At 65.4% G+C, this 18,731-nt stretch carries 17 protein-coding genes; 3 read left to right on the plus strand and 14 right to left on the minus strand.

The genetic code is table 11. The features are described 5' to 3' along the window. Positions 1-33: 33 nt before the first annotated feature. The 13 genes from hpxZ to PDMSB3_RS28270 form a co-directional block, all read right to left on the minus strand. The gene (hpxZ, locus tag PDMSB3_RS28210) at positions 34-420 is read right to left on the minus strand and encodes an oxalurate catabolism protein HpxZ (RefSeq protein ID WP_165188409.1); all 387 of its coding nucleotides are present in this window, start codon (positions 418-420) and stop codon (positions 34-36) included. Then, positions 411-1,106 carry a cysteine hydrolase family protein gene (locus tag PDMSB3_RS28215; protein WP_007177323.1) on the minus strand — a complete coding sequence of 232 codons (696 nt, stop codon included), beginning with the start codon at positions 1,104-1,106 and terminating at the stop codon, positions 411-413. Before PDMSB3_RS28215 ends, hpxZ begins: the two co-directional genes overlap by 10 nt. Further along, positions 1,103-2,716, minus strand: coding sequence for an ABC transporter ATP-binding protein (locus PDMSB3_RS28220; RefSeq protein ID WP_007177324.1), 1,614 nt, complete (start codon positions 2,714-2,716; stop codon positions 1,103-1,105). Before PDMSB3_RS28220 ends, PDMSB3_RS28215 begins: the two co-directional genes overlap by 4 nt. 2 nt (positions 2,717-2,718) lie before the next feature. Beyond that, positions 2,719-3,411, minus strand: coding sequence for a biuret amidohydrolase (gene biuH, locus PDMSB3_RS28225; RefSeq protein WP_007177325.1), 693 nt, complete (start codon positions 3,409-3,411; stop codon positions 2,719-2,721). Positions 3,412-3,489: 78 nt separating this feature from the next. Beyond that, complete coding sequence (locus PDMSB3_RS28230; RefSeq protein ID WP_007177326.1) at positions 3,490-4,416, minus strand: ABC transporter permease; 927 nt, start codon at positions 4,414-4,416, stop codon at positions 3,490-3,492. Continuing rightward, positions 4,409-5,524: an ABC transporter permease gene (locus tag PDMSB3_RS28235; protein ID WP_007177327.1), complete on the minus strand. Its 1,116-nt coding sequence runs from the start codon at positions 5,522-5,524 to the stop codon at positions 4,409-4,411. Before PDMSB3_RS28235 ends, PDMSB3_RS28230 begins: the two co-directional genes overlap by 8 nt. Positions 5,525-5,572: 48 nt before the next feature. Next, entirely contained in the window at positions 5,573-6,670 is a 1,098-nt protein-coding gene (locus tag PDMSB3_RS28240; RefSeq protein WP_007177328.1) for a BMP family ABC transporter substrate-binding protein, read from the minus strand. Positions 6,671-6,693: 23 nt separating this feature from the next. Beyond that, positions 6,694-8,625, minus strand: coding sequence for an allophanate hydrolase (atzF, locus tag PDMSB3_RS28245; RefSeq protein WP_007177329.1), 1,932 nt, complete (start codon positions 8,623-8,625; stop codon positions 6,694-6,696). A 218-nt stretch (positions 8,626-8,843) separates the two neighbouring features. Continuing rightward, positions 8,844-9,587: a TetR/AcrR family transcriptional regulator gene (locus PDMSB3_RS28250; RefSeq protein WP_007177330.1), complete on the minus strand. Its 744-nt coding sequence runs from the start codon at positions 9,585-9,587 to the stop codon at positions 8,844-8,846. 81 nt (positions 9,588-9,668) lie between these two features. Continuing rightward, positions 9,669-10,586 carry an ABC transporter permease gene (locus tag PDMSB3_RS28255; protein ID WP_165188411.1) on the minus strand — a complete coding sequence of 306 codons (918 nt, stop codon included), beginning with the start codon at positions 10,584-10,586 and terminating at the stop codon, positions 9,669-9,671. Beyond that, positions 10,583-11,683, minus strand: a complete 1,101-nt coding sequence (locus PDMSB3_RS28260; RefSeq protein WP_007177332.1) for an ABC transporter permease — start codon at positions 11,681-11,683, stop codon at positions 10,583-10,585. Before PDMSB3_RS28260 ends, PDMSB3_RS28255 begins: the two co-directional genes overlap by 4 nt. After that, on the minus strand, positions 11,680-13,320 hold the full coding sequence (locus tag PDMSB3_RS28265; protein WP_232064348.1) for an ABC transporter ATP-binding protein: 1,641 nt from the start codon (positions 13,318-13,320) through the stop codon (positions 11,680-11,682). Before PDMSB3_RS28265 ends, PDMSB3_RS28260 begins: the two co-directional genes overlap by 4 nt. Position 13,321: 1 nt before the next feature. Continuing rightward, complete coding sequence (locus PDMSB3_RS28270; protein ID WP_165188413.1) at positions 13,322-14,299, minus strand: BMP family protein; 978 nt, start codon at positions 14,297-14,299, stop codon at positions 13,322-13,324. Between the two features lie 208 nt (positions 14,300-14,507). Here PDMSB3_RS28270 and PDMSB3_RS28275 point away from each other — a divergent pair, with 208 nt between their 5' ends. The 3 genes from PDMSB3_RS28275 to PDMSB3_RS28285 are packed head-to-tail and all read left to right on the plus strand — an operon-like array spanning position 14,508 to position 18,101. After that, the gene (locus PDMSB3_RS28275) at positions 14,508-15,308 is read left to right on the plus strand and encodes a cysteine hydrolase (RefSeq protein WP_007177335.1); all 801 of its coding nucleotides are present in this window, start codon (positions 14,508-14,510) and stop codon (positions 15,306-15,308) included. After that, positions 15,305-16,504 (plus strand): amidase, encoded by a 1,200-nt coding sequence (locus PDMSB3_RS28280; RefSeq protein WP_007177336.1) that lies wholly within the window; start codon positions 15,305-15,307, stop codon positions 16,502-16,504. The genes PDMSB3_RS28275 and PDMSB3_RS28280 overlap by 4 nt, the downstream gene beginning before the upstream one ends. Positions 16,505-16,514: 10 nt before the next feature. Then, the gene (locus tag PDMSB3_RS28285; RefSeq protein ID WP_007177337.1) at positions 16,515-18,101 is read left to right on the plus strand and encodes a gamma-glutamyltransferase family protein; all 1,587 of its coding nucleotides are present in this window, start codon (positions 16,515-16,517) and stop codon (positions 18,099-18,101) included. Positions 18,102-18,135: 34 nt separating this feature from the next. Here the strand turns inward: PDMSB3_RS28285 and PDMSB3_RS28290 are convergent, their stop codons facing one another. Next, positions 18,136-18,726, minus strand: a complete 591-nt coding sequence (locus tag PDMSB3_RS28290) for a flavin reductase family protein (RefSeq protein ID WP_007177338.1) — start codon at positions 18,724-18,726, stop codon at positions 18,136-18,138. Positions 18,727-18,731: the final 5 nt, after the last annotated feature.

An 18,731-nucleotide genomic window follows, 5' to 3' on the forward strand; every position in this document is an offset into this window, starting at 1 on the left:
GTTGCCTGGTCCTTTGTTCTTATTATCGGCGTTTCATGGCATGGCGATAAGGCTGACATGCGCGGCGACGATTTTCCAGCCATCGGCGGGACTGAGCCTCGCCCACGTTTGCATCTGGCGACCGAGCAAGGGCGTGGCGTCGCTCGTGAATTCGGTGCTGACGGTGGCGAAGTCCGCGCCGAAGGTCGTCACCACGATTCGATGCAGCTTGCGAGACTTCGGCACCGGCTCGCAGCGCTCGCGCCATGCGCGGATCGCTTCGCCGCCGTGCTGCACCTCGGCAATGCCGTAGCGCACCGTCTCCGGCGTGTGCCAGAAAAGCGCGTTCATCGCCTCGATGTCGTTCTCCACCAGCGCCCGTTCGTATTCGACGAACGCCGCCTGCACCTGTGCCACGATGTCGGGCTGATTTACTTCCATGCTGGGATCGTCCCGTCGATTTTCAATAGTGAGGACAAAGGTGCGGTCCAGCCGACAATGCCGCCTTGCGAGCGCACCATCTCGAGCGTCGCCTGTTTGAACGCGGGGAAATAGCTCGCGGTGGCGTCTTCGATCAGCAGGCTGTCGTAACCACGGTCGTTGGCTTCGCGCATCGACGTTTGCACGCATACCTCGGTGGTCACGCCGGCAAACACCAGATGCGTGATGCCGCGCATCGCCAGTTCCTCGCCGAGCCGGGTTGCGTAAAACGCGCCCTTGCCGGGTTTGTCGATTACCAGTTCGCCGGCCAGCGGCACAAGCGGCTCGATGATCGCATTGCCGGGCTCGCCGCGAACGAGGATGCGACCCATCGGCCCCGCGTCGCCGATACGCGCATTCGGCGCGCCGCGCAGACGCTTGGCCGGCGGACAGTCGGACAGATCCGCCGCATGCGATTCACGCGTATGCACGACGAGCCAGTGGTGTTGGCGCGCGAACGCGAGCAGCGCGGCCACGGTCGGCACGATCTCCGCGAGCAGCGACACGTCGTTGCCGAGCGATTCGCCGAAGCCGCCCGGCTCGATGAAGTCGCGCTGCATGTCGATCACGACCAGCGCGGTCTTTGCGGGGTCGAAGCTGAACGGTCCGGGTTGGGCGGCGATGCTCAGCAGGTGGGTCGATGTCATCCGATGGTTTCCCTCAGTTTTTCAGCCGGTGCGGCGTGTGGCGTGGCGGTGTCGCCGTGTCCGGCCATATGCTGGCCCAGCACCGTCCGATCCGCGCGCGCCGCCGGTGTTTCGAACACCAGCTCGCCCTCGGCGATCACCATGATACGGTCCGCCAGTTCGAGCAGTTCGTCGAGATCTTCGCTGACGAGCAGCACGGCCGCGCCCGCATCGCGCGCGGCCATCAGACGCGCATGGATATCGGCCACCGACGCGAAGTCGAGCCCGAACACCGGATTCGCGACGATCAGCACATCCACCGGCTGCCCGAGTTCGCGCGCCAGCACCGCGCGTTGCACGTTGCCGCCCGAGAGCGTGCCGATCGCGCGTTCCGGTACGGGCGGGCGCACGTTGAATTCGCCGATCAACTGCGCGGCGCGCTCGCGCATGGCGCGGCGATCGAGCCACCAGCCGCCGCGCCGCAACGGCTCGCGATCGAAGTCGCGCAGCGCGAGATTCTGCGCGACGCTCATGCCGCCGACGCAGGCGTTCTTCAGCGGCTCTTCGGGGATCGCGAACACACGCCGCTGCGTCATCTGTTCGCGCGTTGCATGGTACGGCCTGCCGGCCACCTGCATGTCGCCGGTCTTCACGCGGCGCTGCCCGACCAGCGCTTCCACCAGTTCCTTCTGGCCGTTGCCGGAGACGCCCGCGAGACCGAGAATTTCGCCCGCGCGCACGGACAGTGTTGCGTGCTTGACGGCCGTGTGTCCGCGGTCGTCTTCCACGGACACATCGCGCAGCGCGAGGCGCACCTGGGCGGATTCATCGACCGGCTTGCGCTGCACGCGCTCTTCGGTCACAGCCGCCATGACAGGCGCGTCGCCGGTCGCCACGGTGCCCATCATCCAGGCGGCGAGTTCGTCGCGCGTGGTGTTCGCGACCGCGCTCGTGCCGACCTGGCGCCCCTTGCGCAAGACCGTGACGTCGTCCGCGTAGGCCATCACTTCGCGGAACTTGTGCGTGATCATCAGCACGGTCAGCTCGCCGCGCGTGGTCAGATCGCGCATCAGGCCGAGCACTTCGTCGGCTTCCTGCGGCGTCAGCACGGAAGTCGGTTCGTCGAGTATCAGGAAGCGCTGCTGCAGATAGAGCTGCTTGAGGATTTCGAGCTTCTGCTTTTCGCCGGCGGCGAGTCCCGCGACCGGCGCGTCGAGCGGCAGGCGAAACGGCATGCGCTGCATGAACGCGGCGAGCGCCGCGCGCTCCGCTTTCCAGGCGATTTTCCACGGCATCTGCCCACGCGCGAGCAACAGGTTCTCTTCGACGGACAGGCCCGCGGCCAGCGTGAAATGCTGATACACCATGCCGATGCCGAGTGCTTGCGCATCACGCGGCGAATGAATGTGCACTTCGCGGCCGTCGGCGGCGATCTGGCCGTCGTCGAGCACGCCGTAGCCGACCAGTCCCTTCACAAGCGTGCTCTTGCCCGCGCCGTTCTCGCCGAGCAGCGCGTGAATCGTGCCGGCCTTGACCTTGATCGAAACGCCGTCCAGCGCGCGAAACGCGCCGAACGACTTGCTCGCGTTCAGCACTTCCACGCCGAGCGCCTGCCGTACCGTCGTCGACATGATCATCCCCCCAGCGTGTGCAGCAAGGCGCCGGAGTCCGACACCGTGCCGAACACGCCGCCTTGCATCGTGATCATGTGCAGCGCGGCGTCGTGATTGCCTTTGTCGGTCGCGCCGCAACAGTCGGCGAGCACCGTGCATTCGAAACCGCGGTCGTTGGCTTCGCGCATGGTGGTGTGCACGCAGACATCGGTCGTGATGCCGGTCAGAATCAGATTCTCGATGCCGCGCGTGCGCAGGATCAGTTCCAGATCCGTCGCGCAGAACGAGCCTTTGCCCGGCTTGTCGATCACGATCTCGCCCGCGAGCGGCTTCAGTTCGTCGATGATCTCCCAGCCCGCCTCGCCGCGCACGAGGATCCTGCCGCACGGGCCGTCGTCGCCGATGCCCACGCCGTCGGTGCCGGCACGGCGGCTGCGCCAGCGCTTGTTGGCGGGCAGATCGGAGAGATCGGGCCGGTGGCCTTCACGCGTGTGGATGATCGTGAAGCCCTGCTCGCGCATGGCCTTCAGCACACGTTTGATCGGCTCGATCGGCGCGCGCGTGAGCGAGAGGTCGTAGCCCATCTTGTCGACATAGCCGCCGTGGCCGCAAAAATCCGTCTGCATGTCGATGATCACGAGCGCGGTGTTTTCCGGGCGCAGGTTGCCGTCGTAGGGCCACGGGTACGGTTTGGCTTCGATGAATCGGGTCATGGTCTGGGTATCCTGGGTTAGGTTCGTCAGGTTCGTCGGAGTCGGCAAGCTCCGCGAATGCGCGAGCACGTCAGCACGTCAGCGAGTCAGGCTCAGCTCGCCGGGCGCGCCCGCCAGCGTGCGATCCGGACGGCAATTGATGATCATGATCACGAGCGTCAACACATACGGCGCCGCGTTATAAAGGTAATAGCCGCTCGTCACGCCGATCGCCTGCAACGCCGGTCCGAGCGCGCCCGCCGCGCCGAACAGCAGCGCGGCCCACAAACAGCGCAACGGCTGCCAGCGCGCGAAGATCACCAGCGCGACCGCCATCAGCCCCTGGCCGCTGGAGAGTCCTTCATTCCAGCTACCGGGATAAACCAGCGACAGATACGCACCGCCCACGCCCGCGAACACGCCGCCCACCGCCGTCGCGGCAATCCGCACGCGGGTCAGCGGATAGCCCATCGCGCGCGCCGTTTCCGCGTGATCGCCGACGAGCCGCAGCACCATGCCCCAGCGCGTATTGCGCAAGCCCCATTGCAGAACGAAGGCGAGCACCACGCCGATCACGAACAGCAGGTTCAGATGCAGCGCGTTATGCAATTGCGGCGATGAACTCCACCCGCCGAGGTCGATGAACGGCAGCATCGGCGCCTGCGGTTCGATAAAGGGTTTGCCGAGATAGAACGCGAGTCCGGTGCCGAGCAGCATCAACGCGATGCCGAAAGCGATATCCGACACGCGCGGCAACGAGCACACCAGACCATGCAGGCAGCCGAGCAGCAAGCCGACCGCGCCGGCGGCCAGCACGCCGATCCACGGCGAGCCGCTCAGAAAGGCGCCCGCATAACCGCTCATCGCGCCGGACACGAGAATGCCTTCCAGTCCGAGATTGACGCGGCCGCCCTTCTCGGTCAAACACTCGCCGAGACTGACGAACAGATAAGGCGTGCTGACGCGAATCGCCCCGGCGAACAGCGACAACAACAGGATCACGACAGGCGAGTGCATATCAGGCATGGGTCTGCTCCAGTTGCACGGGGAGATCGGTCTGCGCGGCGGCCTGCAACTTCACGCGCCACGCGGCGATGTGGCCGCCGAGCGCTTCCCACGCAAGCAGGTTGGCGAACAGCAGGCCTTGCAGAACGAGCGTGGTGGCGTCGGGCAGATCGAGGCGGCGTTGCAGCAGACTGCCGCTCGCCTCGATGCCGCCGATCATCAGCGCGCACGCAATGATCGCGAGTGGATTCTGGCGCGCCGCGAACGCGACGAGAATGCCCGCGTAACCGTAGCCTGCGAGCAGCGACGCATTCGCGCTGCCCTGCACCGCCGCGACTTCGAACATGCCGCCGAGCCCGGCCGCCGCGCCGCCCAGCACGCAGGCTGTGAGCGCAAGCACATTGACCGGCAAGCCGACCAGACGCGCCGCGCGATTACTGCCGCCCACCACCCGCATCGCGAAGCCCTTGGTGCTGAACTTCACGAACACCCACGCCGCGACGCAGGCGACGACGCCCCAGAACAGGCCCCAATGCGTATCGAGTCCGGGGATCGAGCCGATCATCATTGCGTCGGGCACGGGCAGCGTCGACGGTTTGTTCAGGCTCGCGGGGTCGCGCAGCGGCCCTTCCACCAGATGCTTGAACACGGCGATCGCGATATATGACATCAACAGGCTGCTAATGGTCTCGTTGACGCCGCGCCACTGCCGCAACGCGCCGACCGCGCCGATCCACACGCCGCCCGCCAGCATGCCGGCGAGCGCCATCAACGGCGTGGCGATCAGCCAGGGTGTGCCGTGCGGCAGGATCTGCGGAACGATGGCGGCACACATGCCGCCCAGTGCGAGCGCGCCCTCGCCGCCGATCACGATCAGCCCGACCTGCGCGGGCAACGCCACGCACAACGCGGTCAGCATCAACGGCGCCGCGCGCAGCAACGTGCTTTGCCACGCGAACGAGGAGCCGAACGCGCCCTGGAAAATCAGCACGATCGCGTCGAGCGCGGGCTGTCCCTGCACCAGCAGGAACAGCGAGAACAGCAGCAAGGTGCCGAGCACCGCCAGCACGGTCGGCAGCGCGGGCAGGAACGAGAGCATCACTCTCGCAACAGAGGCATTGGGGCGCATCACGGCTCCTCGATCGACGCCAACATCGTCACGCAAACACCGCCGTCATCAGATCTGGCCGACGACGCCCGCCACCAGATAGTTCATGCTTTCGAGCGTGTAGTCGGTCTGAGCGTGGCTCGCGCCCGAGGCGATCGCCATGCCGCCCTTGTTGTCCTTCATCGGGCCTTTGAAGATCACGAAGTTGCCGGCCACCATGCTGGTCTTGATCGAGTCGGCGTTCTGTTTCGCCGCGGCCGTGACTTTCGCACCGTACGGCGACATCTTCACGAAGCCCTCTTTCAAACCGCCGCGCAGCACGTTGGGCTGCGGCGTGCCGGCTTGCGCGCCCGTTACCAACTGCTTGTATGGCGTCGCCCAGTCCCACTCGGCGCCGGTCAGATAACCCTTGGGCGCGAGCGCGGCCTGGCTCGCGTGGTAGCCGCAGCTCATCGCGCCGCGTTTTTCCGCGGTCTCGACCACGACCTTCGGACCGTCGACGTGACAGGTCAGCACGTCGCAACCCTGATCGACGAGACTGTTGGTGGCTTCGGCTTCCTTCACCGGCATCGACCAGTCGCCCGTGAAAATCACCTGCGTGGTGATCGACGGATCGACCGACTGCGCGCCGAGCGTGAACGAATTGATATTGCGCAGCACCTGTGGAATCGGCTTGGCCGCGACGAAACCGAGCTTCCTGCTCTTCGTCATATGACCGGCCACCACGCCGTTCAGGTACTGGCATTCGTCGATATAGCCGAAATAGCTGGTGATGTTCGACGGGTTGCCCTGCTTCCACAAACCGCCGCAATGGGCGAAGCGCACCTTCGGATACTTCGCCGCCATCTTCAGCACGTGCGGATCGAAGTAGCCGAACGAAGTCGCAAAAATGAGCGTGGCGCCGTCCTGTTCGATCATCGCTTCCATCGTCTTCTGCACGGCGATGGTCTCGGGCACGTTCTCTTCTTCCACCACCTTCACGTCGGGCATCTTCTTGATCACCGCGGCGGCTTGCGCTTGCGCCTGGTTGTAGCCGTAGTCGCCGCGCGCGCCGACGTAGATCACGCCGACGGTGGTCTTCGGCGCGGCGAACACCGACTGGATAGGCAGAATATTGCCGAGCGTCAACAGACTGGCGCTCTTGATGAAATTGCGGCGGCTTGTCATGGTGTCCAATTCCTGATGGAGGGTTAAAGAGCGTTGGCCTGCGGGGTTGGCTGCGGGTTTGCCTTCAGGCTGGCGAGATACGCGAGCCAGCCGCCGAATGACGTGATATCGAGCGCGCCGCTGTCGTCGCTGACGGCCGACGGCTCGCAGATAAAGCCCTTCACACTGTGGCCGGAGGCGAGTTCCAACGTGCCGATGCCGAGCGGCGCGGGCACGTCGGCGACGAATTTGCCGAAGGTGCGCAGCGGCACTTCCCACAGTTCCACGGCAATCGGCCAGCCTTGCTGCAGCGTGGCGCGCACGAGGCCGGGTTTCGGCGGCTGGGTGTTGGCGAGCGCGTAGAGCTTGTAGCCGGGCGCGGTGTGTGCCGCTTCGACGAAACGCGCGCCGGCTTCCTGGAGTTGCCAGTTCAACGGCTGTCCGCGCAGATGCGCGCCGACCACCGCGAGGGTGACGGTCGGCTCCTGGAATGGCAGCGGCTGAATGAGTGCGGCGATTGATGCGGCTGCGGTGTTGGCGGCCTCGTTGGTGTTGGCAACGTCGTTGCTGTTGACGGCCTCGTTGGTGTTCGCTGCTTCGCTGGTATTGCCGGCACTCGCGGCCTCCGTCGCGCTCGCGAACAGCGCCTGAATCCGCGCGCCGAGTTCAGCGAGACGCCGGTCCGCGCCGCTCGGCGCGATCAGCGTCACGCCTGCGGGCAAGCCGTCGCTGCGCCGCTGACACGGCACCGCCAGCGCGCACAGGTCGAGCAGGTTGACGAAGTTGGTGTAGTAGCCGAGCTGGCTGTTCAGTTCGACTGGATTGGCCTTCACGTCCGCGATCAACGGATGCGTCGGCGTGGTGGGCACGATCAGAATGTCGATCGCTTCAAAGAGCGCTTCGGCGTGGCGCTTCAGATCGGCCAGCGCGTACTGGCCGTTGAAGGCATCGGCGGCGTTGAACTGCTCTGCTTTGCCGATCACTTTGGCCACGACCGGATCGATTGCTTCGTGATGGGTTTCGAAAAACGTGCCGAGCGCCGCACGGCGTTCGGCGACCCACGGGCCGTCGTAGAGCAGAGCCGAGACGGCTTTGAGCGGCTCGAAGTCGATTGATTGTGTGGTCAGATGCAGGTGCGTGGTGAGCGTGTCGAGTGCCGATGAAAACGCTTGGCTCGCTGCTGTGTCGCCGTAAAACTCCAGTTGCTCCGGCACGCCGATGCGGGGTGCCGCACGCAGCAGACCAAGTGCCGGCACCTTGCGCGAGTAACCGTCGAGCGAATCGAAGCAGGCGATTTCACTGAGCACACGCCATGCGTCGTCCACGTCGTGCGCGAAAACGGAGATCGTGTCGAGGCTTCGGCACGCGGGCACCACACCACGTTTGCTGACCAGTCCCAACGACGGCTTGAGTCCGACGAGCCCGTTGAATCCCGCAGGCACGCGGCCCGAACCGGCCGTGTCGGTACCGAGCGAAAACGCCACGCAACCTGCCGCCACCGCCACGGCCGAGCCTGAACTCGAACCACCCGAGACGTACGGCGGTGACCCGGCATGCCGCACGGCGCCATACGGCGAACGCGTGCCGACGAGGCCGGTGGCGAACTGGTCGAGATTGGTCTTGCCGATCAGAATCGCGCCGGCATCGACAAGCCGCTGCACGGCGAACGCCGACGCGTCCGGCGTATAGGCGAACGGCTCGCAAGCGGCCGTGGTCGGCAAGCCGGCGACGTCGATATTGTCCTTGACCGCGAACGGCACGCCGAACAGCGGCATCTGCTCGAACACGGCGCTGCCCTGCGCTTCGTATAGCGCTTCGAGCGCTTTTGCGCGGGCCTGCAGGTCGGCCGCCGGCACGCGCAGAATCCAGACTTCGGGCCGGTCGATGGCGTCGATCTGCGCCAACGCCGCCGTCACGGCTTCAGTCGGCGTGAGGCTGCCCGCAGCATAGGCCGCGAGCAAGCCTTTGACCGTCATGGGTGAAGAAATAGGCACCTGTTTATCCTTGAGTGCAATCTTGAATACAAGTTTGGACTCAAATTAGCAGGAGCTATGCCAAGCGCTTATTTCACTGCGGGAAATCGCTTCAAACCCAAGCCAGGCGGAGCTTCACCCGTCCGGCCACAGTGCCCGGGACGCTCACGAAAACTCAGTTGACCGCACTGCCGTTGGTGCAGCCCTCACCAACTCGGGGCTCACGCGCCCTGGATTTGCGCTCGCGCCCGCTTCGGCAACGCAGGCTGCGACGCGCCGGCCATCACGAACGCGCGCACCATTTCATGCGCCTGGGCTTTGTGGTCTTCCTGCCACTGCGCGGCAAGCATGTCGGTATTGAAGATGCGCGACAGCGTATAAGCGTTCGACTTGTGGAACGAACACAGACTGACGAGCGCGACATACAGATGCAACGGGTCCATGTCCCGGCGCAACGAGCCGTCTTCCTCGCCGCGCGCGATCACCGTGCGCAGCAGCGTCAACACCGGCGACGACATTTCCGGAATCGCGCTCGAACGCTTCATCACGCGGGCACGGTTCAGATTTTCGAACGACAGCAGCTTCGCGAGCTCAGGATGCGCCGCAAAGTGTCCTTCGATGAAATCGTAGAGCTGCACGATGGCCGTGACCGGATCGATGCGGTCGATATCCAGTTTGAGTTTGAGCTCGGCTTCGCGCAGCCGCGCCAGCACGAATTCGAGCACTTCCAGATAGAGCGCTTCCTTGCCGCCGAAGTAGTGATAGATCATCCTGATATTGACCTTCGAGCGGCTCGCGATCGTCTCCACTCGCGCGCCGCTCAAGCCTTTGTCCGAGAACTCGGCGATCGCGATCCTGAAGATGCGCTGACGGGTCGCTGCCGCGAGCTTCTGACGCTGGGTCGTGGGTGCCGTTGAACCGGCGGCGGATACAGCGGAAGTCGATCGGGCTGAAGCACGTGTCATAAGAGTCGAAAGCCGGACAGCGGCGTGATTGCGTCAAGAGGATGCGTCGGAATGCGCGACTCCCGCATTGTAAGCGCGACCTCAGCGACGGAACGGCTGGGTGAGCGCGAGCGGCGCAGTTTGCCGGCCGATCAGCCCCGCCACCGCGATCAGCGCGAGCAGATAAGGCAGCATCACCAGCAGCGCGGTCGGCACGTGCACGCCGATCAGCGGCAACTGGAACTGCAACGCGCTCGCGGCGCCGAACAGCAGACAGGCGCCCACCGTGCGGCCAATCTTCCAGTTGCCGAAAATGATCGCGGCGATCGCCAGATAACCGGCGCCGCTCGTCATTCCTTCGGTGAAGGTGTGAATGTCGCCGATCGAAATGAAACAGCCCGCCGCGCCGGACATGACACCGGAAAACAGCACCGCGCCATAGCGCAGCCGCGTCACCGAAAGCCCCGACTGATCGACCGAACGAGGCGCCGCGCCGACCGCGTGCAGCGCGACACCGAGCGCGGTGCGCCGCATGACGAGCGAAGTGGCGAGCAGAATCGCAACGCCGAGATAGACGAGCCACACCTGATGAAACACCGGCTCGCCGATCACGGGAATCGCGCCGAGTCCCGGCGGCGACCAGCGCGCGAGTCCGGGAATCACCGCGCTCGAACGCTCGCCGAACAGCTCGCGGTACGCGAGCGTCGTCGCGCCGAGCGCAAGGATATTGATGCCGATGCCGGTCACGATCTGATTGGCGCGCAACGTCATGCTGAGAAACGCCTGCAGCAACGCGATCGGCAGCACGCCGAGCATGCCGATGGCAAGCCCGAGCGCCGCGTTGCCGGTCGCCCATGCGCCCGCCGCGCCGAGAAAGGCACCCGAGAGCATCATGCCCTCCACGCTCATGTTGAGCACGCCGGCACGCTCGCTGATCAGCTCGCCGGTCGATGCGAGCATCAACGGCGCCGCGAAGCGAATCGACGAGCCCACGAAAACCGCCGCGAATTCCGCGTTCATGAGCGAGCTCCCTTGGGTTCGAGCCACAACGAACCGCCCGCCAGCGCGACGATCACGATGCCCTGCGCCACCAGCACCAGCGCCGACGGCACCGATGCGACCATTTCCATATTGATGCCGCCCGAGCGCATGAAGCCGAACAGCAGCGCCGCCGCGCATACGCCGGTGATCGAACTGCGCGCGAGCAAGCCGACCACGAGGCCGTCGAAGCCGTAACCCGACGAGAAGCCCGCCTTCAGCGAATACTGTTCGCCTTGCAACATCAACGCGCCAGCGAGACCGCCGAGCGCGCCGGCCAGCGCCAATGCACCGACGATGGTCGAGGTGATCGGCATGCCGGCGCGGCGCGCGGCCAGCGCATTCAGGCCGACCGCGCGCAGATGCATGCCGAAGCGGCTATACGTCAGCACGAGCGCCACCGCGACACACAGCACGAGCGTGATGGGCAAGCCGATATGCAGCCCGGTCGAGATTGCGCTCGCGAGCAACGGCAGTTTGGTCGAATCGGGAATTTCCAGCGATTCGGGGAGCGTGGCGGCGTTGCTCATCGGCTGGCGCAGCAGCGCTTCCGACTGCACGCACCAGTAGAGAAACCACACGGCGATGAACGTGAGCAGCAGCGTGCTGATCACCTCGTTGGTGCCGGCGCGCACTTTCAGCCAGCCGGGCAGCGCGCCCCACGCGGCGCCCGCCAGCGCGGCCGCCAGCATCGGCACGATGAACGCGAGACCGAACGGCAGGTGCGCGACATGGCCGTACAGACTGACCGCGGTGGCGACGATGCCGCCCATCGCGATCTGCCCTTCGCCGCCGACGTTGGTCAACTGCGCGCGGTTAGCCAGCACGAAGCCGCTGCCGACCAGCGCGAACACGAGGCTGCGATTGATCGATGCGCCGATCGCGTAGGGTGAGCCCCACGCGCCGTCGGCGAACGCGGCCAATGCGTCGCCGAGCGGCACGTGGACGATCGCGATCAGCGCCAGCGCCGCCGCAATCGCGACGAGCGCAGCGCCGCCGAGCACCGCGGCGGTTCTCACGCGCCGCGAACCGCGCCACTCGGCGCGAGGAAAAGAACTCGATGAGGTCGTCGGAGTCATGCTGTCTGGCCTGCCATCCATGCGCCAATGCGCTCGCGTTGAAGATTGAGTTGCGACGCATCCGGCACACAGGTGCCCATGATGCGGCCGCGATACATGACGAGCACGCGATCGGCCACCGCCATCAGTTCGTCGAGCTCGGACGAGATGAGCAGCACGCCGACGCCTTCGTCGCGGGCAGCGCGAATGTGGTCGTAGACCGCGGCCACTGCGCCGACGTCGAGCCCGCGCGTAGGCTGCGCGGCGATCAGCACCGCGAGTCCGTCGAGCGTGAGTTCGCGCGCCAGTACCGCTTTCTGCTGATTGCCGCCCGAGAGGCCGCGAAACGCGACGTCGGGACTCGCGGCGCGCACGTCGAAGCGCTGCATCAGCGCGCGCGCATCCCGGCGCATCGCGCGGCGCTGCATGAATCCGTGCCGCGCGTAGTCGTCGAGCCGGTTGAGAAAGAGGTTCTCGGTCAGGCTCATGTCGGGCACGCAGCCGACCGCGTGCCGGTCTTCCGGCACCACGCCGACGCCGGCCTTCGTCAACGTCTGCGGCGCGGCCTGCGTACAGTCGGCGCCTTGCACGAAGAAACGCCCTGCACTCGCCTTCTGCATGCCGGCCAGCACCGCGCCGAGTTCGCTCTGGCCATTGCCTTCCACGCCCGCTATGCCGACGATCTCGCCGCGGTTGACTACCAGCGTGCAGTCTTCGAGACGCGTCACGCCGTCGGCGTCGCGCACGGTGAGGCCGTCGATCTGCAAGGCTTCGTCGGCGAGCGGACGGGCGTAGGGGGACGCGCTGCGGGTTGTTGAACGTGGCGTGGCGGTGGCAGTTGTAGTCGAAACCGCCTCCTGCTCCGCATTGCCCGGCCGCTGGATCATCGCTCTCACCAGCGCGTCGACATCGGCCGACGGCGTGCTCGAACGCGCCACCACGCGGCCGCTTTGCAGCACCGTCGCGCGGTTCGCGATACGGCGGATCTCGGCCAGCTTGTGTGTCACCAGCACGACCGCGCAGCCGCGCGCCACCACCCGCGCGCACGTATCGAGCAACGCATCGATCTCGGCCGGCAGCAGCACGGCGGTCGGCTCATCGAGCACCAGCAGACGCGGCTCGCGAATCAGGCATTTGACGATCTCGACGCGCTGCTTTTCGCCCACGGAGAGTTCGGCGACCCGCGCATCCGGATCGAGCGCGAGCCCGAGTTCCGCCACCAACGCGCGCACCCGCTGCGCCTCGCGCTTGCGATCGAGCCAGCCGCGCACCTGCCCGAGCAACAGGTTATCGAGCACGCTCACGTCTTCCACCAGGCTGAAGTGCTGATGCACCATCGCGATGCCGTGCGTCAGCGCATCGCGCGGACTATGCGGCTCATACGGCGCGCCGTCGAGCCACATCGAGCCCGCGTCGGGTTGATGCACGCCGAACATCACGTTGCACAGCGTGGATTTGCCGGCGCCATTTTCGCCCAGCAGGCAATGCACTTCGCCGGCGAAGAGTTCGAGCGAGACATCGCTCAGCGCCTGAAACGCGCCGAAGCGTTTGACGATGCCTTCCATGCGCAGCACCGCTGTTCGCGGCTTGCCGTCAGTCATGGGCGCGTCGGCTTTGACGGCGGCAGCCGCGCCTGCAGAAGCGGAAGTCGCGTCCATGTCAGCCTTCGGAGACCTTGATCTTGCCGCTTTCGATGTCCTGTTCGATCTGCTTGATCTTCGTCGACATCTCCGGGGTCGGCTTGCACACCACCATGCCCGACGCCTTCGGTCCCATCGCCAGGCCAAACGCCTTGTAGCCCGGCTGCCAGGTGCCGGCGGCCATCTGGTCGATCGCGTATTGCACCTGATAGCCCACACCCGTAATCGAATACGCGATATACAACGGGTCCGTGCCGCAGCGGTCGGTATAGCTGCCGATCACGTGCGTGTGCTTTTCGTTGGCCGCCTGCTCCATGCCGCGCAAGCCGAGGTTGAGAATGTGATAGTGGACGTCCGCGCCTTGCGAGATCGCGGCGAGCGTCGCTTCCTTGGCCTTCGACACGTTGTCGAAGTCGCCGGTATAGCTCTCGAAGTATTTGATCTTCGGATTGATCGAGCGCGCGCCGTTGCCGAACTCCTTGCCGGCGTTGACGATCGACGGAATCTCCATGCCGCCCACGTAACTCACCGCGCCGTTCTTCGACAGCATCGCCGCGGCCGCGCCGGCAACATAGGCGATCTCCGCCTGCTTGACGTCATAGCCGGCCACGTTCGGCGGCATGTCCTGCCCCTTGTTGCCGCCCACGATCGCGAACTTCACGTTGGGAAAGCGCTTCGCGATCTTCAGCACCGAGGCCTGCGTTTGCCCGCCCACGCCGATCACCAACTGGTTCTTCGAAGCGAGGTTGGTCAACGCCTGTTCCATGTCGGCGTAGTTGATGTTCTCGATCATCTGCGTCTTCAGCTTCGGGCCGAGTTCCTTCTGCGCGGCAACCAGTCCGTCGTAGCCTGATTCCATCCAGCCTTTGTCCGACTTCGAACCGGGAATCAGCACGCCGACCCGCAGCGGATCGGCCGCTACCGCATGGATCGCACTGCTGGAGGCGGCGAGCGCGACGACACAGGTGGCGAGGGTTTTGAGCTTGATGATCGACATTCTGGCATTCCTCTTGCGTCTGGTTTGGGTAAGTAGGTTATTCATGAACGAAACCAATGCAACTTCGATGCCATGCGATGGTTTTCGCGGCATGCGGGCTTCGTTCAGGCCTGCGCGAAAGCGCGAACCGGAGACCATGCAAGCAATGCGCGACATGCTTCACCCCACATCTTTTTTATAGCAATCGACACCCGATGGAGAACCTTCGATGAAACAGCACGACGCATACGGCACAAGCGTTTCCGGCCAGTTGGGCCGCGACGGCCGGCCTCGCTGGGTAGCCGGCGAAACGCTCGTCGACATGTCGTTGCCGGCGCCCGAACCGGTCGTCGCGACGCTGCCGTGCGAGCCGCAAAATGTCCGCGTCGATCTGCGCAGCACGGCGATTATCGTGATCGACATGCAGAACGACTTCTGCACCAACGGCGGATGGGTTGCCCAGATTGGGGGCGATTTCTCGGTCGACCGCGCGCCGATTGCACCATTGCAGCGCCTCCTGCCGGCGCTGCGCAAAAGCGGCGTGCCGGTGATATGGGTGAACTGGGGCAACCGGCCCGACCTCGCCAACATGCCGCCGAACCAGTTGCATCTATATAAGCCGACGGGCACCGGAACCGGCCTGGGCGAACCGCTCGCGAGCAATGGCTCGCACGTGCTCGAAAAGGATTCGTGGGCTGCGGCAGTGGTCGATGAACTCGCGCCGCTGCCGGAAGATATCCGCGTGGACAAGTACCGGATCAGCGGGTTCTGGGACACGCCGCTCGACAGCATTCTGCGCAATCTCGGCATTCGCACGGTGATGTTCGCGGGCGTGAATACCGATCAGTGCGTGCTGCATTCGCTCACCGACGCCAATTTTCTCGGCTATGGCTGCGTGCTGGTGGAGGACTGCTGCGCGACGTCGTCGCCGGCCTTCTGCACGGAAGCGACCATCTGGAACGTGAAGAAGTGCTTCGGCTTCGTCACTGACTCGGCGCGAATCGTCGCTGCGCTGGCGGACGCCGCATGAACGCGTTCATCCCCGGCCCTCGCGTGCAGGTTGCCGCGACGGCGAGCGGGCCGCTGAACGGCCTGCGCTTCGCGGTGAAGGATCTGATCGACGTCGCCAGCGTGACGACCGGCGGCGGCAATCCCGGCTGGCTCGCGAGCCACGCGGCGGCTCGTGCTCATGCGCGCTGTGTGGATACGCTATTAGCGGCCGGCGCGGCGCTCGACGGCAAAACGATCACCGACGAACTCGCCTATAGCCTCGAAGGCGAGAACCATCATTACGGCACGCCGCTCAATCCGCGTTGGCCGCATGCGTTGCCGGGAGGATCGTCGAGCGGATCGGCGTCGGCGGTGGCGAACGGTGAGGTGGACTTTGCCTTGGGCACCGATACCGGCGGCTCGGTGCGCGTGCCCGCCGCGTTCTGCGGGCTGTTCGGCATGCGGCCGAGCCATGATGCGATTCCGCTCGACGGCGTGCTGCCGTTCGCGCCGTGCTTCGATACCGTCGGCTGGTTCGCGCGATCGATCGACGTGCTGGCTGCCGTGGGCGATGTGTTGTTGCCAGTCGCGCCGTCCGCTTCCACTGCTTACGCTTCGGGCCGCGCCGTACGTCTCACGCGCGTTGCCGAAGCCTTCGCGGCGCGCGAGCGCAACGAAGCCGACGACGCCGCGCGGCTCACGGCACTGGCCGAAAGGCTGGGCGCGCGGACATCGCTCGACGTGTTCGCCGGCAACCAGGCTCGCTGGCTCGCGTGCTATCAGGCTGTGCAAGACCTTGAAATCGACGCCTCGCTCGGCGCCTGGATCCGCTCGGCACAGCCGCGCTTCGGGCCAGGTATTGCGCCGCGTTTTGCACGACTGGACACGCTCGACAGGCAGCAGGCCGCGCAATGGCGCACGGTTCTGCACGAACTGCGCAGCGCGCTGAACACGCTGTTCGAAATCGATCGGACCGTGCTGGTAATGCCAACCACGCCCGTCGCGCTACTACCAAAAAACGCCAGCGGCGACACGATCGGCCGCTTCTACGAAGACTCGCTCACGATGAATTCGATCGCCGCGTTCGGCGGCCTGCCGCAAATCACACTCCCTTTCGCCGACGAACTCGACCGGCCGCTCGCGCTCTCGCTGATCGGCGCGCGTGGCAGCGATCGCGCGTTGCTGAGCCTCGCGCGCGATCTATACTCGCGACACGCTTCGGCGACCCCTCAGTAGCGGAGCCTCGATGCACAATCTGAAACCCGCCGGCACGCACGGCGGCATGGTCACCAGCCCGCACGCGTTGGCGAGCGAAGCGGGCCGCGACGTCCTGCGCGCGGGCGGCAATGCCATCGAAGCCGCCATCGCGATCGGCGCCGCGCTATGCGTGACGTACCCGCACTTCACGGGACTCGGCGGCGACGCCTTCTGGGTGATCGGCGACCGGCAAGGAATGCTGCGCACGGTGTCGGGCATCGGCCAGGCCGCGGCGCAATTGCCTGCGTTCGGCGACGCGATTCCGTTGCGCGGTGCGGCGTCGGCAATCACGACTGCGGCGACCGTCGATACCTGGCATCAGGCTTACGAAATCAGCCAGAACGCGTGGGGCGGCAAGCAGTCGTGGTCGTCGTTGTTCGACCGCGCGCTCGAACTCGCCGCCGACGGTTTTCCCGTGACGCCGTCGCAGCACTTCTGGCAAACCATGCGCGCCGACGAACTGCGCACGTTGCCCGGTTTCGCGGCAACCTTCGCGCCGCACGGCCGCATTCCCGCGATTGACGAGCGCTTCATGCAGCCGGCATTGGCCAAAAGCATCGACCGTATTGCGCGTTTCGGCGCGCGCGAGTTTTACGACGGCGAACTGGCCGAGCGAATCGCCTATGGTCTTCAGCAAGCGGGTTCGCCGCTCAGCTCTACCGACCTCGCCCGCACGCGCGCTCGTAACGAACCGCCATTGCGTGTCGCCTATCGCGGCGGCGAACTGGTGAGCCTGCAGCCGCCCACGCAAGGCGTGACGACCTTGCAGATCATGGGCACGCTGGAGCGCTTCGACCTTGCGTCGATTCCGGAAGGCAGCGCCGACTACTATCACCTGCTGGTGGAAGCGGTAAAGCGCGCGTTCGTGGAGCGTGACCGCTTCGTCTGCGATCCGGAGTTCAACAGCGTGCCTGTGAATGACATGCTGTCACCTGCCACGCTCGACGCCCATGCACGTTCCATCGACCTGCACGAAGCGCGTGCATGGCCGCACGTGTTCCGGCCGGGCGATACGGTGTTCGTCGGCGCAACGGATCGTGAAGGCCGCAGCGTGAGCGTGCTGCAAACGGTGTACTTCGATTGGGGCAGCGGCGTGGTGGCGGGCGAGACCGGCATTCTGTGGCACAACCGCGGCGCGTCGTTCAGCACGAACCCCGCGCATCATAACGCCGTGCAGCCCTGCAAGCGGCCTTTCCATACGCTGAACCCCGGCATGTATGTGAAGGACGGCCGCCCGCAACTGCTGTTCGGCACGCAAGGCGCGGACGGTCAGCCGCAAACGCTGGCCGCGATTCTCACGCGGCTGATCGACTACGGCATGGATCCGTTGAGTGCCCTCGCCCGCCCGCGTTTTCTGCTCGGCAAGACCTTCTCCGACACGCGCGATGCGTTGAAGCTCGAAGCGGACGCCGGCGCCGACGTGTTCGCGGCACTCGCCGCGCGCGGCCATGAAGTGAGCGCGATTGCGGCGCAGAGTCCGTTGGCGGGACATCCCGGCGTGATTCGCATCGAGCCGGACGGGTCGGCTTCGGGCGCGCATGATCCGCGCAGCGATGGGCGTGCGCTGGCGGTTTGATGGGCGGTTATGCCGGGTTATGCGAGCCGGCACGTCATCCAAGCGTAAACCGGTCCCGCGTGGTTATATAGTCGCTCGCGCCGAAGCGCCCCACCGGAAAATAATGTTGCAAGCGCACGCGCCACGTTTCCGTATCGATCAGCTCGTCGCGCGCGTGCAACCGATGCACACGTCCAATGAAAATCTGCCGGCTCGTCGTTTCCAGCGTCTCCCATGTCGTGCACTCGAACGCGACCGGCGCTTCGGCAATGCGCGGCGGCGCAACGTGCGAGCTCGGCACGGGCGTCAAGCCGACTTCGGCGAGTTCGCTCACGTTCGGCGGCAGCCGTTCTCCACAGCGATGCATTTTGTCCGCGATAGCTTCGTCGGCGAGATGCACCACGAACTCGCCGGTGCGCACGATATTCACCGCGGTGTCCTTGAGCGTGCCGTCGGCCACGCGGTTGACGCTGATCATCACGATCGGCGGTTCCTCGCCGAGCATGTTGAACATCGAGAACGGCGCGGCGTTGATCGTGCCGTCGGCGCCGAGCGTGGTGACGAGCGCGATAGGACGCGGCACGATCAGGCTCGCCATCAGCTTGTAGCGCTGGTATTCCGTGATTGCTGCGAAATCGATTTCCATGTCGG

The organism is Paraburkholderia dioscoreae, from assembly GCF_902459535.1.
Lineage (GTDB): Bacteria > Pseudomonadota > Gammaproteobacteria > Burkholderiales > Burkholderiaceae > Paraburkholderia > Paraburkholderia dioscoreae.